This window comes from Marinobacter nanhaiticus D15-8W, assembly GCF_036511935.1.
In the GTDB taxonomy this organism is placed as follows: Bacteria; Pseudomonadota; Gammaproteobacteria; order Pseudomonadales; family Oleiphilaceae; genus Marinobacter_A; species Marinobacter_A nanhaiticus.
In genome coordinates, this window is sequence record NZ_AP028878.1 from 4,222,425 (window position 1) to 4,238,641 (window position 16,217).

Sequence of the window (16,217 nt, forward strand, 5' to 3'; positions counted from 1 at the left end):
TCCTATAGCGCATCCTGTACCGTACACGGCCGGCGCTCATCCTCACCTGAGGCGAGGGTATAGCATTGGCCGGACCGCCGTCCCTCCAGGTCCAGCAACATTACCGTAGCCGGTGCCTGGGCGGTAGGCCGTTTCACATAGATCAGGGTAAAAGGTTGATCCGGAACATCCACCGTTCCCAGCGTTCCGCGTGCCGTGTCGCCCAGGATCACCTCCCCGTCCGCTGGGCGCCCCAGCCGGGCTATTTCCCAATGATCGGGTAAGGCCTGCCAGCCCCGCAGGTCGGCTTGGGTGGTCGCCAGGGTGTAGATAATCGAGCCAAGCTGGCCCGCCACGCCCAGGGATTCAGTCGCCTGGTGCTGGATCATACCCTTCACCACTGCACCGGAGATCGCCCGGGTCAGCACACTGGGAAAGCGTGCCTGCATTTCCGTGCTGATGACCTTGCCCATCTGGGCCAGGTTTTGCGTTCTTGCTGTCTCAGTCGAACCGGATTGCGCCGTTAGACTCCCGGCGACAGCCGATCGTTCCCGATAGCGCGGCAGGGCAATACTGGTGAAGATAACCGACGCTCGATCGCCATGGGAAATGAACAGTGGGACGTCGAAGCGGATCTCTTCCAGCACCGGTCCGAGGCCGTTCTCGTACAGCACCCAGACCATGGGCGGAAGATCAGAGCGGGATTGTCGACCGGAAGCCAGGTCGGCGGCCAATTGCGCATCGGCTTTCGCCACGGTATTGCCGGGTACCATATCCGCCACCCGGCTGAGGGACGTGGAGGCCCGTTCGATATCGGAACCGCCCTCGCCGCTGGCCAGGAAGTAGAGACCGTGCAGATAGGTGCTCGCCGGCACGATGTAGTTGGGGTAGACGCTCCAGCCGGACGGATCGCCGTAATGCGCTTCCAGCACCGAGCGCATACCTTCGCTCTGGACACTACGCTGCACCATTCGGGCATTCTGAGGATCGTTCTGCAAGGCCCGCCGCTGCTCGGCAATCTCTTCCGAGAAGAAGTCCACAGCCCGGCGCGTGCGGTCGTCGGCGCGATTGAACTCCACACGAGCATATTCGCTGTTGCCCTCCGCCAGGAACGAGAGGCCTTTGTAGGTGTTGACCATGATCGCCTCGGACATCAGCGCCCGGTAGTCGCGGGTGGACTCGTTCACCAGCACTGACATCACGTTTTCGGTTGCAGACGAGGCAAAGCCTTCTGTATCCAGATACTTCATACCGGCTTCGGCCTTGTCGAAAGCCGCAATCGAATCATGGAATTCCCCTTCGAGCCGATAGGCCTCGCCCTGATGCAGCAGCTCGAGCACGTGGTTGCCGCCCTTGTCATCGCCCTTCTGGTCGAACTGCATGGCGCTGGCCGCAATGGCATAGTTGCCCTGTGTATAGGCGGTATTGAACTGGGCCATCTGGTCCCGTTGCTGGAAAACGGAACAACCGGCGAGAGCCATCGCTGCCATGAGCGCAACGCCGTACCGGCTTGATCGACGCACTGCATCCAAACTCAAGTCTCGATCCATGATTCGGGAATGGGACATCATCATGTCAGCACAATGTGTTATGCACCAAGACCTTCAGTGTTAGGGTGAGTTCACTGGAAAGTAAAAACGCTTGCCATGTTACCGCCACGCGGGCAGCATTTCCCGCTCAACCAACGACGATGATCAAGAATGAGGACATGACAATGGCACAAGCAACCGCACGCCACATCCTGGTAGATAGCGAAGCGAAGTGTGAAGAGCTCAAGCAGCAAATTGCCGATGGCAAGGACTTCGGCGAGGTGGCCCGCGAGCACTCCACCTGCCCGTCCGGCCGCAACGGCGGCGACCTGGGTTCGTTTGGCCCTGGCCAGATGGTACCGGAGTTCGACAAAGCCGTGTTCAACGGTGATGTGAACGTGGTGCAGGGTCCGATCAAGACCCAGTTTGGGTATCACCTGCTGGAAGTGACTAGCCGCACCTGATTTGACCGGTTTTCAGGAAGCCCCGGGGATTCCCGATCGCCGGGGCGCCTTTGGCGCCCTCAGAAGCTAAAGCATCTGCTACACGCTCGGGTTGACTGGAGAATGTAGCCGACGCCTCAGCTTCGGAGCAGCCCGCAGGGTAACCAATCAGAACGACGATTACCTAGACCGCCTCTCACTATTCATCCCCCATACTCGTCAGCGGATACGTTGGGGCGCCTTTGGCACCCTCAGAAGCTAAAGCATCTGCTACACGCTCGAGTTGACTGGAAAATGTAGCCGACGCTTCAGCTTCGGAGTAGCCCGCAGGGCTGCCTATCAGAACGACGTTTACCTAAACGGCCTCTCGCAGTTCATCCCCCATACTTGCCAGCGGGTACGTTGGGCGCGCCTTTGGCGCACTCAGAAGCTAAAGCATCTGCTACACGCTCGAGTTGACTGGAGAATGTAGCCGACGCTTCAGCTTCGGAGCAGCCCGCAGGGCTGCCGGTCAGAACGCCTAGTACCGGAACTGCGATACCGCCGCCTGCAATTCATCTCCCATGCTCGCCAGCCGATCCGTACGTGAACCGGTATCGGACGCATGGCGATTGATCTGGTCGATCTGCTGGGTCAGGTTGGCGAGGTTGCGGTCGATACTCTGGATCGCGTCGCCCTGTTCCGCGGTCGCCTGGGCCACCTGCTGGTTCAGCTCCTGCATGCGGCTGGCCTTGGTTTCGATACTTTCCAGGCTGCTACTGCAATGGCGGATGCAATCCACAGTGTGACGGCTTTCCTCCATGCTCTGGCGAATTTCCTCGACCGCACGACGCGCATCGGTCTGAAGGTTCTCCACCAGGTTCTGGATTTCCACGGTGGAATCCCCAGTGCGACTGGCCAAACCCCGGACCTCATCCGCCACCACCGCAAACCCTCGACCTGACTCTCCCGCCCTGGCCGCTTCGATGGCTGCGTTAAGCGCCAACAGGTTGGTCTGCTCGGCGATACCGCGAATCACGTCCAGCACCGTTCCGATACTGTCGCTGCGCTCGGCCAACTGGTGGATAACGCCGCTAGCGGTATTGATCCTACCGGTCAGGGCATCCATGGCCTTCACCGACTCGCTCGCCGCGGCACCACCTTCCCGGGTCAGGCGGCTGACCTCATCGGCCAGGCGCGCGGCATCTTCGGTGCTGGCCTGGATGCCGGTTGCCGACGCCGTCATCTGGGTGGTGGCTGTCGCAACCAGCCCTGTCTCCTCCTGTTGCTGACCGACCTGCCCCGCCAGTTGCTGGCTCCCCTGCTTACCCTGGATCGCGACCTGCCCCAGTTCCCGGGTGGAATCGCCAAGGCGATGGATCAGTTCACGGAACCGGCACAGCATACTGTCGAACGCGCGGGTGATAACCTGCAGTTCGTCATCACGCTGGTAGTCCAGCGAGGCGGTTAAATCACTATTGGCATGGATCTGTTCGATACGCTTGCCCAGCATCCGGATCGGACCGAGTACGGAACGCAGGAAAACCGCACCAAGGATCACCGCCAGCACCGCGATAACGGCCATCATCCCCAAGCTGACTCGGGTGGCCTGTCGGATGTCGCCACGGATCGCCGTGACCGACTCGGCGACGTCTGCGCCTGCAGCCTCTACCGCATCCCCAGCTTCGAGCACACCATCCCCCAGCACCTGCTCCTGCTGCCGGTAATCCTGACGAATAGCATCAAGTCTCGCGCCCAACTGCACGGCACGTTCCCGGGACGCCTCACCCATCGAGCGGCCCATCAACATCATGGAATCCTCGAAGAAGGTGAACATCTTTTCCGCCAGCATGCGGTACTCGTCCAACGACTTATGCATCTCGGCTACCGGCTCGGCCAGGTCGGGATTCTCTTCGACCAGTCGTGCCAGTGCGCCGCTGAAGGCGTCGAACGCACCCTGGGCCTTCTCAAGCGATTCCGGATCGGCATTCAGGGCGGCATGGGAGTACCAGTACTGCAAGCTGTCGAGCTGGCGCTGGGCGTCGTTGACACCCTGGGCGAACTCGGCAAGCCGTCGCTGTTCGCGGATCAACTCGGCCTGGCGCCGTGTCGCCTCGAGCTGACCCGCTATGCTGGCCTGCTGGCGATCGACGCTGTCGCCAATCGTATCGATACGATGAATCACCAGACTCGACGCGCCCACCGCAACGGCCGTGAGGATCGCAAAGAGCAGGATAACCTTCGTCCGGATCGTCAGGGACAGACCGCGGCTGGACAACTTCTTGTTAGAGGACATCGTGACGCCCCTCCGTGAAAATGGCGGTGTGAAAGACATGGGAATCGGGTCGACTGTCAGGGCAAATAATGGCGACGGGTCCAACCACGCATCTCATCGAGTCGCCGCAGACGGTCGGCGGCTTCGTCCAGGGTCGGGCGAATCGCGCTTTGGCCGCTGAGCATGTCCACGAAACGATGGGTCATGAGATCCCAGAAACGCTTCATTTCCGGAATATTGGGCATCATTTCCCCTTCACTCGCAGAGTGGAAGGTGTGTTCGATAAAGGGATCGTTACTGAGGTCCCGGACCAATCCCAGATGGGCCACGGCGCCCAGTGGCTTGTCGTCGTTAACACTCTTCAGGCCGTCTTTGGTCAGCAGGTAGTCTTCAAGGAAGCGCTTCGCCATCGCCTTATTCGGTGTCGCCGAGCTGATGCCCGCCGCCAGGACACCCACGAACGGCTTTCCCGGATGCCCGGGATCGAGTGCCGGTACATCGGCAATACCAATGTTGATGCCCGCCTCGCGCAGCTCACTCCAGGCCCAGGGCCCATTGATGATCATCGCGACGTCTCCGGCCTTGAAGGCTTTCATCATGCTGCCGTAATCGGCGCCTTCAGCCAGCGCATCCTCCTCAAGCATCCGGCGGATGGAGGCCACGGCTTCCACCGAGCCGCCCTTGGCCACACCCACGTCCGTGAGGTCGTAAACACCGCCCGTCTTGCCGAAGCTGTAGCCGCCTGCTCCGGCCAGGATGGGCCAGGAAAAATAGACATTCTTGTAGTCCCAGGTCAGCGCATGCTTGCCGTTCTTGCGCAGCTTACGATCAAGGGCCAATACCTCCTCCATGGTGGCCGGCGGTGCGCTGACCAGATCGCGGTTGTAGATCAGGCTGACGACTTCAGTTGCGATGGGATAGCCGTAGACCTTGTCGCCGACCGTCACCGCATGCCAGGCGAAGGGAGCAAGCGCTTCTTTCACCGATGCTGAGGGTTTGACCGGTTCAAGCAGGCCTTCGTTGATCCAGGACCCGAAACGATCGTGAGGCCAGATGATGATATCCGGGGCCTGGCTGGTGTAGCCGGAGTGGTCGAACCAGGTCGTCAGGCTTTCTGGTGTCTCCACGACCACCGGCGTACCGGTGTCTGCTTCGAACCGCCGGCCAACCTCGGCCAGGCCATTGAACCCCTTGTCGTGATTGATCCAGATGTGCAACGTACCGGCTTCGAAGGCGAATGCCTGCCCGACCGGAAGAATGAGAAAGAGAGCGAAAAAGAACGCTGGGAAGGTTTGGGTAATCCGCATTGTTGACTCCACCGTGTCACCGGCGCCGTCTCACCGAAAGCGCACGGACCTCAGCGGTGGGCTGGAGCCTGGAGCCCGAGAGACAGTCGCCACAGACAAGCCGAAGCGGTGCTTCGGGCATGCCCTTATTGTTATTGTGTCGAGTGGGCGCACCGGGAGTGCGCCGAGATTCAGTCTATGGCGGCGGGGACCAGGGGCGCGTCATGCCCGATGCATTTTCCTGAGGTGGAGCGGAAGGGCGTAGAGGAGAGCGGTGAAAGGACGACTTACACCACCCAACGCTCTAGAGTTCCATTCTTCAAGCCTTCGAGATTGTGCGCCGTCAGTTGCACCATGCGTTGCCGCGCTTCCTTGCTGGCCCAGGCACAATGGGGCGTCACAATCAGGTTGGGGATATCGGAGGAAAGCAGCACGTTGCCGTTGGCTGGAGGTTCCTCGGTGAGCACGTCGAAGCCAGCTCCGCCAATACGACCCTTGCGCAGGGCATCGGCCAGGGCTTTCTCGTCGACGAGGCCACCGCGGCTGGTATTGATCAGCAAGGCGTGCTTCTGCATTTTCGACAAAGCGTCGGCGTCGATGAGGTTGCGGGTTTCCGGGGTAAGCAGGCAGTGCAGGGACAGCACATCGACCTGCGGAAGAAGGTCATCCAACGGGATTCGCGGGTAACCATCCACCTCGCCTGTTTCCTGCCCGGGACGCGCGGCGATCAGAATTTTCATCCCGAAGGCCTTGGCCAGATGCGCCAGTCCCTGCCCCAGGTCGCCGTAACCGACGATGCCCAGCGTTTTACCCTCCAGCTCCATGATGGGGTGATCCATCAGGCAGAACTGGGAGCTCTGTTCCCAGCAACCGGCGCTGACGTCCTGATGATAGTCGATGACGCGGGTTGCCAGCGCCAGGATCAGCATCATGGTGTGCTGCGACACCGAAGCACGTCCGTAGCGTATAGCGTTAACGACGCGAATACCCGTCTCTTTGGCCGCTTCCAGGTCGATGTTGTTGGTGCCGGTGGCGGTAACCACGACGCACTTGATGTCAGGGTTGGCCTCGAAATGCTCCTTGCCCAACACTACCTTGTTGGTGATCACCGTATCGAAACCGGCGATGCGCTCCTGGACCTGATCGGCGTTGGTGCGGTCGTGAAGGACCAGCTCGTCGACAGCGGCGTGAATCGGTTGGAGGTCAACGTCATGTCCCAGCGTAGAGGCATCGAGGAATACGGCTTTCATCTTGGCATCCTTTGCAGCAAGCGTTAGTAATTCCAGTAGCTTACACCTTGAATGACGCCGTATCCCAGTGACGGGAATGACATGAGCGAGGGATGTTAAATCAGTAGCGACGCTTACACTCGAACACGGCTATGTCCATAATGCAGTAAAAGACGTGCAAAGGAGTCCAGACGATGGAACACGAATTCTGGCACGCCCGCTGGAAGCATCAGGAAATTGGCTTTCACGAGGGCACGGTCAACCGCTACCTTCACGACCACTGGCCGGAGATGGTCCAGACCGGTACTGAAACCGTCCTCGTCCCGCTATGTGGCAAGGCCAAGGACATGTGGTGGCTGTACGACCGCGGGCATCCAGTGCTGGGCATCGAGCTCAGCCCCATCGCCTGCAAGGACTTCTTCGAGGAAGCTGAAACCAAGGCCCTGGTACAACCTGCCCAGCCCTTCATCCGCTATATCCACGACGAACTGCAGCTGTGGTGCGGGGACTTCTTCCAGCTGGTGCCGGACGACGTCGAGCATGTCCGGCTGGTCTATGACCGCGCTGCGCTGATTGCCCTGCCCCCAAAGATGCGCCGGGACTATGCCGAACACCTGACCGCCGTCCTGCCCGACCAGGCGCGGATCCTGTTAATCACGCTGGACTACGAAGAGGGCGCGATCAAAGGGCCGCCGTTCAACGTCGCCGACGAGGAGGTCCACCAGTTATTCGGGGAGGATTTCGAGATCGAACACGTACTGACCAACCCGCTGGAAAAGGACCACCCGTTCGCCAAGCGGCGGGGCCTGACGGAAGGTGTGGAGAGCGTATTCAAGCTGACCCGTAAGGATTAGTGCGCTAATCGCCAAATGCCCGATCCAGCAGCTGCGCGGTATGCAGTGCTGTGCGTCCGCTGCCGTGGCGAATCTGCTCGCGGCAGCTGAAACCATCGGAGATTACATAGGTGTCGCTGGCCACGTCCCGCAGTGACGGCAGCATCGCCGACTCGGCGATCCGCATCGATACCGGGTACTTCTCCCCATCGAAGCCGAACGCCCCGGCCATACCGCAGCAGCCGTTGTCTGGCAGTTGCGCTTCAAGGCCCATTTGCTCCAGCAGACTTTGCGTGCCCGCCATTCCGGATCCGGATTTCTGGTGGCAATGGCCATGAACCCAGGCCGTACCCTTGAGATGCGGCAGGTCCAGCCCGTCCTGGTGTACGAGAAAATCCGGTAGCAACCAGCTGTTCTGCGCCAGCCGTAGGGCACGTTCATCCTGCGGGAAAAAGTTCAGCAACTCATCGCGGAACGTGCTCATGCAGGAGGGTTCCAGCCCGACCACAGGAATACCCGCTTCGATGGCCGGTGCAAGGGTTTCCAGTACCTGGCGCAAACGCCAACGGGCCCGTTCCAGCATGCCGTAGTCGTAGAGCGGCCGCCCGCAACATACTGGGCGGCCCGGCAATTGCACCTCAAAGCCCAAGCGATCGAGCACCCGGGCGGCGGCCCGCAGACTGTCCGAGTGCAGGAAGTTGTTGAAGGTATCCGGCCAGAGCACTACGGCCGGCCGGTTATCTTTCGGGGGTTCCGAGCGGTAGCTGCGGGTAAAGGGTTGACTGGAAAACTGCGGCAAGTCCCGCTCGGGTGTCATACCGGTCAAGCCTCGTGCCAGGCCGGCGGTGCCGGGCAATTTCGTCAGGCCATTGAAGAGTTTCGGCGCGCGCCCGGCGAGGCGGGCCCACTCGTGAATCATACCCAGGGTCCACGCCTGGCGCGGGCGACGGTGATGCTCGTAATAGTGGGCCATGAACTCAGCCTTGTAGGTGGCCATGTCCACCTGCACCGGGCATTCCTGGCTGCAGGCCTTGCAGGCCAGGCACAGGTCGAGCGCTTCATGGACGGCATTGTTGTTCCACACGCCCTCAAGCGTATCGCCCTGGAGCATCTCGAACAGCAGCCGCGCCCGGCCACGGGTCGAGTGCTTCTCCTCCATCGTACCCCGGTAACTCGGGCACATGGTGCCGCTGGCGTAACTTCGGCACTTTCCGACCCCGACACAACGGTGCGCCGCCTGGGAAAAGCTGCCTTGGTCCTTACGGAAGCTGAAGTGCAGCGGCTGAGGATCGAGCGGATCATGGTCCGGCCCGGTGCGCAGGTGCTCGTCGATGCGGTAGGGATCAATCAGTTTGTGGGGATTGAGCCGCCCCCTCGGGTCCCAGATTTCCTTGAAGCGCCGGAACGCCTCCATCAATTCCGGGCCGAACATCTTGGGCCAGAGCTCCGCCCTCGCCTGCCCATCGCCATGTTCGCCTGACAGCGAGCCGCCATATGCGACCACCAGATCTGCAGCCTCATCCAAAAACCGCCGCCACTTGGCGACGCCTTCGCGACTCGAGAGATCGAAGGTCATGCGGCCATGGATACAGCCGTCACCAAAGTGGCCGTAGAGCGAGGAGCGGTAGCCGTAGTCATCCAACAGCTTGCGGAAGTCCCGCAGGTAATCCCCGACTCGTGCCGGATCGACAGCCGCGTCTTCCCAGCCCGGGTAACTCTCGTCCTCGCCGGGCAGTGCGTTGGTCGCGGCTGAACCGCTCTTTCGTACCGACCAGACCCGATTGGCCTCCTTGGGATCGGTGTATAGCCGACTATCGACGCAGCGGCCCTGTTGGCTGTCTATAGCCTTCTGCGCGGCATCGGTGGCTTCCTCGACCGTCTCGCCGCCAAACTCGGACAGGATCCAGCCGTTGCCTTCCGGCAATCCGTCAAGCGCCTCCAGCCCCCAGCCTTTCTTGCGCATGTCCTCGACGATTCTTTCGTCCAGGCCTTCTACCGATAAAGGGCCGGTTGCCAGGACCGCAGGCGCTTCGTCGCCGGCCCGACAGATATCCTCGTAGCCGAGAACGACCAACACGCGATGCGGCGGGCTGTCCACCAGCTTCGTTCGGGCCGACAGGGTAATGGCACAGGTGCCTTCGCTGCCGACCAGGGCACGGGCCACGTTGAAGCCGTTCTCCGGCAGCAGCGCATCGAGGTTGTAGCCGGACACCCGGCGCCGGATATCAGGGAAACCCTGACGTACGTGCTCGGCGTAACGATCCCGCAGGTTGCGCAGACCAGCGTATATCTCGCCCTTGCGCCCACCGGCCTGGATGATGGCTTCCAGTTCCTGTTCCGATGTAGGGCCGACCGTCATGCGCACCCCGTCATAGGTGAGGATATCCAGCGACTCGATATTGTCGTCGGTCTTCCCGGCCATCACCGAATGGGCACCGCAGGAGTTGTTACCGATCATCCCGCCCAGCGTGCACTGGGTGTGGGTCGAGGGATCTGGACCGAAAGTCAGCCCGTGCGCCTCAGCCGCATCCCGCAGCACGTCGCAAACCACGCCGGGCTGGATAACCGCAGTGCGGCGGTCCGGATCCACATCGAGAACCTGGTTCATGTACTTGGAGGTGTCGAGGACGACAGCGGCGTTGCACGTCTGGCCGGCGAGGCTGGTGCCGGCACCGCGCATCAGGATCGGCACATCAAACTCGCGGGCCACGGCAACGGCCCGCTCAATGTCCTTTTCGTGTTGGGGGATAACGACGCCGATGGGCACCTGGCGGTAATTGGAGGCATCGGTGGCGTAGAGCGCACGACTGCCTATCTCGAAGCGGACCTCGCCATCGACAGCCTTGTCGAGGGCTTGAACCAGTTGCTCAATGTCCGCAGGCTCCGGGGCTGCAATCGTGGCGTCCATAGCCTTGCGCTCCTGTGATTGCCTTTCGTACGAAGCTGACTGTTCAGCAAGTAGCGTCGTGACGGTATACGAACAGTTTTACACAGGCTGATGGCACTTGGGCAAGCCGGTACCAATGATAAAGAAAGGAATAGTCACGACGGACCATCAGGTTCTGCGCACTATTCAGCCTCTTCGTCATCATGGCTGCGGCGCACCTCTTCAAGCGCATCCATCGGGATCAATCCCTGATCCACCGCATGCTCGGCCATGGCCACGGTATCAGATGCCAGCATCAGGTCGCTGCCAGCCTCCTTGACCTCCCGCGCTAACTCGGCGATGGCTGCTTCCCGGCGGGGATCGTTGCTGACATCGCGAATATAGATGCCAGTGATGCGCCCTGGGTGTTCACGCAGGACGCGTGTGTAGACTTCCGGATCACGCTGACCGGAATCGCCGATCAGGATAAAGGGCAAATCATCGTAGAGTGCCAGGATCTGCCGAATGGCATCCAGCTTGTGGTCCTTGGCCCGCCGTGGCAGCACACTGCCACGCTTCATGCCCCACTCCCTGAGGATCAGGATCGGTCCATTGGGGATACGGTGCATGCGGAAGAACTCGACCAGCACCTGGTAGATGCTCCAGGGCGCACGGGATACATAGAACAGCGGATTACCCTGCGAGCCAGTGTCACCGTTGTAGAGGGCCTGATATAGCGCCGAAACGCCCGGGAAAACCACTCGGCTCTCGGCCCCTTGGGCAAACAGTCGCCACATCATTTTCGTCGTATTGGCTACACCGGTGTACACCACCGTGTCGTCGATATCGCTGATTACCCCATAGCGCGCACGGGACGTGGGAGTAAAGAATTCGCCGGTAGTCGTCGCTCGGTCGTCGGCGGGATGAACCAGCGAGAGTTCCATGGAGTGCCAGATCACATCCGAAGGCATGGTGGACAGGTCCATGTGAACCCGAAAGAAGCCGTGGCGGTCCGTCCGCACGATGGTATCGGCATCCTTGTAGCGCACCCGTACCTGGGCACCGACGATCGGCTTGCGCCAGAGCCGGCGGATCAGATCAATGATGTCCCGCCGCAGCATGTCCTCTCTCAGGCTCGCGCCGAAGCCAGGCTGACGGAAAACCCGCCCCATGAGGAACAGCCGGTTGTTGGACCCGAATCCCCGGTACGCCTGGATAAACAGGCCGCCCCGGCCATTGTCGCCTTTTACCGGCGCCGCCAGGATATGGAGCCCCTTCCGGAGCGAACGCACGTATTTCCCGTAGTGACGGCGAAGCGACATTGAATCCCCTGTAAAAACCTGCGGTTGCAAGGGTGTTTATTCTGCAAGCCAACCCTGCAAAGCTCAATGTCTAAAGCGTACCGCCAGTAGACGGATTCAGATCACAGGGCCAGCCGCACCACAGGAATCGGTGCGGGCCGGGAAAAACGCCGATCAAACGTCGTCCATGCTGCGGACCTGACGTGCCAGGCGCATGGATTCGTTCTCCTCCATTTCCAGCAATTCCTCCACAAGGTCGGACGCGTCACGCAGTTCAGCCTTGCGCAGCAGCGAGCGGTAGAGCTCCATCAATTCATCGTGAAAATTGAAGATTTCCCGCGCGATCTCGTCGAAGCCGAGCTGCGCGTAATGGGTGTCGCTCTTGCGATGGGAATCGAAGGGCTGATGGTTATAGAAATCGTACAGGCGCGTTTGCAGCACCTTCGGGTCGGCCTGCTTCTCGAATTCCGCCGTAATACGTTCCAGCTCCGATTCGTGCTCGGACAGGTAGCCCAGCAATGCGCTGGCCCGCTCATTGGTGTTGGCCTCTGCCGAGTCTTTCAGCGAGCGAGACAGGTGCGCGTGGAGCTGCCGAGCCCAATCGATAAGGTCTTCAAATGTCTTGATTTCCATAGGTTGGCCTCCCGCCGAATATGCATGATCCCTTTACTCATACTGTAGCCCCTACTGACGAGAGACAACAAAAAACGGAAGAACCTGAACGAAATTTAAAGGGCCAGGTTCAGGATTTCCGCCGGAATCGCGGGGGATCAATCCGGGTCGACTTGCACCGCGGGCACTTGCCAGGTTTGCGTGCCTTACGCCGATCCTCGAAGCGATATCCGCAGCTGTTGCAGGCCGCCGGAATGGTTTCCACACGGCCGGACTTGCAGAGTTCGTCCAGGTGCGCGTAGATCTCTTTCTCCGTCAGGCGCACGCTCTTAGACAGGTCGCTGGCGTTGGACTCGACCTCTTCCAGGACGGCAAGAATTTCCTGTCGGATTGTAATGTTACGCTCTGCGGGCGGTCTTTCCGGACGGGTCATAACACTCCGGTGCGGCTCAGTCGTAATGGCGATCTTCGGTGACTTCGTAGTGTTGCGAGTGCGCGTCATAGCGTACCAGCACTTTTTGCGCTTCCTCCGGCACGTAGGACTGACGGTAGTCCTCGCCGGCAAACCGCTTCACCGCTTCCAGGGAATCGAATTCCATGATGGTGATGAATTCCGTCTCCGCTCCCTCCTGATCCGAACGCAGCAACCGGATACGACGGAAACCCTCGACATTTTTGGCCTCGATCCTTGGGAACACGGTTGTCTTCAGCAGCGACTCGTAGACGTCGGCGTTCTCCGGCGTCGTCCAGCCATGCCAGATCCGCAAGATCATGACATGTCCTCCGTGGGTAATTGGCGTAAAACCATGGGTAACCTGACTAAACTAACGGAACTAACGACAGCTGCAAACCAACCCAGCCCAACCTTTGGTCGAGGATTCCACAGGGTTGGTGGTGATCTAAGAGACGCTGCACGGTCTAACAGGTATTGAAGGAGAACGCAGGAAGGAACGCAGATCGATGCACCCATTGAAAACACCCGACGGGCGTTACATCGTCGTCAAAGGCCGCCTATGGCGTGCCTCGAACCCGAACCTGCCGGAGCACGAGCGCGTGCAGTTGACCCGGCAGTTGATGTCAGCCAGACGCGCCGTGCATCAGGCGCAGAAGAAGGGGGACGACCGGCAACTCATCCAGGCCAGGACGGAGGTCAATGAGGCCAAGGTCGCGCTGGGTGAGCGCGGCGCCGTCTGGTGGACGGACGGAGCGCCTGATTACAACCAGTTCCTGGTAAAGAATACGCCCTATGCCGCCTGGTACAGCCAGGAAGCGACGGACTGGGGAGCCTCTGAATAACTCCGGATCACCTCTGGCCTTCAGAGCGGTTCACTGGCAAGGCGCGGTTTTGCAGGAAGGCTGGTTGCCTTTCAAAAAACCGCAACGCAGCCTGTGGATCGCTCTGATGGCCCCGTAGGGCGTGCTCTGAAGGGTGCATCCGCGTCGTTTGGGCTCTTGGCAAGGGCTACGGCCATTCCCGGCGAGCCAGGCCTTGCGGCTACAGCCTTCAGAACACGCAGAGGCGATTCGAAGTTATTCAGAGGCTCCCTAGCTGCCCGGCAGCACGACCCATTCCGGCTCGTCGAACTCGCCGAGGGCGCGAATTTCACAGAACGGTGCAGCACTCTTGATAATCTCGGCCACCTCGGGGTTGTGTTGATCCTCCATTGCATCCCGACTGGCCTTGGAGTCCCAGTGGGCGATGGCGATCAGCCTGGTGGGATCGCCGATCTTGCGGTGCAGCTCCGTACCCCGGGCGCCGGGGGCCTGCTGGATCAGCCGGCTGGCCCGGACCCAGGCGTCGGCATAGTCCTCGGCGGTATATCCGTCTTTGATCTGGACTTCGAAGATATACTTCATGGCCTCCCCATTACTTTTATCGGCTTTATGTCAGTCTGGATACGTGAAGACAGGGTGATACAAACGCAGGTTGATTCAAAGCCCGTCAGCAGGCTAACGGAACCTGACATCAAGCCGCCGTTTCCAGTGTCGAGAGGCAGATCCGGTTCCGCCCCGAGTGCTTCGCCTGGTAAAGCGCCTGGTCGGCATGTTCCATCAGGTTATCGATATCGCCATCATCGTGAATGACTGCCTTCGCCAGTCCAACACTGACCGTTAGCGAAACAGCGCCTTTCGCCGTCTCGCACGCACTGCGTTCGATATCATGGCGCAGACGCTCAAGCACGTAGTTGGCGCCTTCCAGCGAGTTGCCGCTCATCAGGATGGCAAATTCCTCGCCACCCCAGCGTGCGACAAAGTCGCTGGGGCGATTCAGGTGCCGCCGCAATATCGAAGCGACGTGCTGCAACACGATGTCGCCCGTAGCATGCCCGTACCGGTCATTCACGCGTTTGAAATGGTCAATGTCGACCAGCGCCAGGGCCAGCGGCGTCTGGCTGCGGTCGCTTCGTTTTGCCTCTTCCAGGAAGTAACTGTCGAACGCCCGCCGGTTGGGAAGCCGCGTCAGCGCATCCATTTCGGCATGGAACTGCATTCGGCTCTTTTCCAGCCAACCCACCTTATAGAGCAGGTGCAGCTCTGCCATTAAGGACCCAAGCACGGCCGCCGAAGCCACAAAAGAGCTCAGCCGTGCCGAAAACCAGCCCAGGGTGTAGCGCTCGGTGACCAGCATGTTGCCCAGGGTATCCAGCGTGGACGCAAGCATTGCAATCGCCAACCACAGGAACACGATGGTTCGTAACCGGGTCAACACGAACAGTCCCAGGAGCGCCGTAACATGAGTGGCAATGAGCGCCTGCGCGACACCGGCATCCCAGACATTGGAGAAGTTGAACGCGTCCCGCATGATGACTGGCAAGCCTTCTTCGTCGAAAACAGCCAAATAGAAGCCAATAGCGACCAGCATCACGGTCATCAGCAACACGAAAATGGTCGCGCGCCAGGGACGCTGAATTTTCCAACCGGCATTCTGGCTGACAACGACCGCCGACAGGACGTAGAGCGGGAAGGCAAAATGCCAGAAAACCCAAATCCAGAGCGCAGCATTCAACCCGGTGTCGAACAGCTCCACGCCGGCGAATACTCCTGGAAAAACAAGCGGCTGCAGGATGGCGAAGGCGCCGGCCGTCAGGTAACCGCTGGCCAGGACCAGCAAATAGGGTTTCCCGGTCAGGTGGAACTGGCTGATGAGAATAAGCGCCGTGAGCGTCTCAAGAATGAAGACCGTAGTGGCATGCATCAGCAGAAACTGAGGCAACGCCGGGAACTGGATATCGTTATAGAAGAGCGTGACGAAGAATAGAGCCAGGAGGAGTACCGCTATGCCTGCCGCCCAGCGACGGTTCAAGGTACTTGGCCGGTAACTGACTAGACTGGCGACATAGGCGTTATCAGGAAAAGGCGCCATAGAACCGACGGTTCCCTCGCAGTCGGTAGAGGTTACCCAATCTTACATAGAGTCGCCGGAAAAGTAATTGCCATCAGGTTAACTCGTCGCTCCCGTGGCTCTTAGGCACGACAAATCCAGGTTAATCCAACGAAATCAGGAACACGGTATCGTGGTTATCGGGAAGGCTTCGACGTATCCGGGGTCTTCCGGTTTTTCGCACCACCTTCAAGGTTTCCCTGAAACGGAGGACTGAACCATGCCCTACGATAGCAAGTCCGACCTCCCGGATTCTGTTCGCGACAAGCTCCCCTCTGGCGCGCAGGAGATCTACATGAATGCGTTCAATTCTGCATGGGACGAATACAGTAATCCGAAAGACCGGCGCGGCAACGAAAGCCGCGAAGAGACCGCCCACAAAGTCGCCTGGGCGGCGGTGAAAGAGAAGTATCACAAGGATGGCGATAAATGGGTGAAGGACAAATCGTGAAACCCTGAGAGCTCGATTTCCGAGTGACGAGACCGGAGTGGCGAGACCAGAG

General features: G+C 60.0%; 15 protein-coding genes. 4 read left to right on the forward strand and 11 right to left on the reverse strand.

From position 1 onward, the window contains the following. Positions 1–2: 2 nt before the first annotated feature. On the reverse strand, positions 3–1,517 hold the full coding sequence (locus RE428_RS18915; protein ID WP_205624597.1) for a COG3014 family protein: 1,515 nt from the start codon (positions 1,515–1,517) through the stop codon (positions 3–5). 176 nt (positions 1,518–1,693) lie between these two features. Here RE428_RS18915 and RE428_RS18920 point away from each other — a divergent pair, with 176 nt between their 5' ends. Then, positions 1,694–1,972: a peptidylprolyl isomerase gene (locus RE428_RS18920; RefSeq protein ID WP_004580617.1), complete on the forward strand. Its 279-nt coding sequence runs from the start codon at positions 1,694–1,696 to the stop codon at positions 1,970–1,972. A gap of 499 nt (positions 1,973–2,471) precedes the next feature. On the opposite strand, the gene RE428_RS18925 is transcribed toward RE428_RS18920, so the two are convergent. The 3 genes from RE428_RS18925 to RE428_RS18935 form a co-directional block, all read right to left on the reverse strand. Then, positions 2,472–4,226 (reverse strand): methyl-accepting chemotaxis protein, encoded by a 1,755-nt coding sequence (locus tag RE428_RS18925; protein WP_004580616.1) that lies wholly within the window; start codon positions 4,224–4,226, stop codon positions 2,472–2,474. A 56-nt stretch (positions 4,227–4,282) separates the two neighbouring features. After that, entirely contained in the window at positions 4,283–5,512 is a 1,230-nt protein-coding gene (malE, locus tag RE428_RS18930; RefSeq protein WP_004580615.1) for a maltose/maltodextrin ABC transporter substrate-binding protein MalE, read from the reverse strand. Positions 5,513–5,778: 266 nt separating this feature from the next. Beyond that, on the reverse strand, positions 5,779–6,741 hold the full coding sequence (locus RE428_RS18935) for a D-2-hydroxyacid dehydrogenase (protein ID WP_004580614.1): 963 nt from the start codon (positions 6,739–6,741) through the stop codon (positions 5,779–5,781). Positions 6,742–6,914: 173 nt separating this feature from the next. Between RE428_RS18935 and tmpT the strand changes: the two genes are divergently transcribed. Continuing rightward, entirely contained in the window at positions 6,915–7,574 is a 660-nt protein-coding gene (gene tmpT, locus RE428_RS18940) for a thiopurine S-methyltransferase (protein WP_004580613.1), read from the forward strand. 4 nt (positions 7,575–7,578) lie between these two features. On the opposite strand, the gene RE428_RS18945 is transcribed toward tmpT, so the two are convergent. The 5 genes from RE428_RS18945 to RE428_RS18965 form a co-directional block, all read right to left on the reverse strand. Next, positions 7,579–10,461 carry an FAD-binding and (Fe-S)-binding domain-containing protein gene (locus RE428_RS18945; protein WP_004580612.1) on the reverse strand — a complete coding sequence of 961 codons (2,883 nt, stop codon included), beginning with the start codon at positions 10,459–10,461 and terminating at the stop codon, positions 7,579–7,581. Positions 10,462–10,622: 161 nt separating this feature from the next. Continuing rightward, positions 10,623–11,741, reverse strand: coding sequence for an App1 family protein (locus RE428_RS18950; RefSeq protein WP_004580611.1), 1,119 nt, complete (start codon positions 11,739–11,741; stop codon positions 10,623–10,625). Between the two features lie 153 nt (positions 11,742–11,894). Then, entirely contained in the window at positions 11,895–12,353 is a 459-nt protein-coding gene (locus RE428_RS18955) for a hypothetical protein (RefSeq protein WP_004580610.1), read from the reverse strand. Between the two features lie 109 nt (positions 12,354–12,462). Continuing rightward, positions 12,463–12,765 (reverse strand): hypothetical protein, encoded by a 303-nt coding sequence (locus RE428_RS18960; protein WP_004580609.1) that lies wholly within the window; start codon positions 12,763–12,765, stop codon positions 12,463–12,465. Between the two features lie 16 nt (positions 12,766–12,781). Beyond that, on the reverse strand, positions 12,782–13,105 hold the full coding sequence (locus tag RE428_RS18965) for an antibiotic biosynthesis monooxygenase family protein (protein WP_004580608.1): 324 nt from the start codon (positions 13,103–13,105) through the stop codon (positions 12,782–12,784). A gap of 187 nt (positions 13,106–13,292) precedes the next feature. Here RE428_RS18965 and RE428_RS18970 point away from each other — a divergent pair, with 187 nt between their 5' ends. Beyond that, entirely contained in the window at positions 13,293–13,628 is a 336-nt protein-coding gene (locus tag RE428_RS18970) for a hypothetical protein (protein ID WP_004580607.1), read from the forward strand. A 249-nt stretch (positions 13,629–13,877) separates the two neighbouring features. Here the strand turns inward: RE428_RS18970 and RE428_RS18975 are convergent, their stop codons facing one another. Together RE428_RS18975 and RE428_RS18980 are read right to left on the reverse strand one after the other, a co-directional pair. Next, positions 13,878–14,189 carry an antibiotic biosynthesis monooxygenase family protein gene (locus RE428_RS18975; RefSeq protein ID WP_004580606.1) on the reverse strand — a complete coding sequence of 104 codons (312 nt, stop codon included), beginning with the start codon at positions 14,187–14,189 and terminating at the stop codon, positions 13,878–13,880. Between the two features lie 109 nt (positions 14,190–14,298). Further along, positions 14,299–15,696, reverse strand: coding sequence for a sensor domain-containing diguanylate cyclase (locus RE428_RS18980; RefSeq protein WP_004580605.1), 1,398 nt, complete (start codon positions 15,694–15,696; stop codon positions 14,299–14,301). Positions 15,697–15,934: 238 nt separating this feature from the next. Between RE428_RS18980 and RE428_RS18985 the strand changes: the two genes are divergently transcribed. Next, the gene (locus RE428_RS18985; RefSeq protein WP_004580604.1) at positions 15,935–16,165 is read left to right on the forward strand and encodes a ChaB family protein; all 231 of its coding nucleotides are present in this window, start codon (positions 15,935–15,937) and stop codon (positions 16,163–16,165) included. Positions 16,166–16,217: the final 52 nt, after the last annotated feature.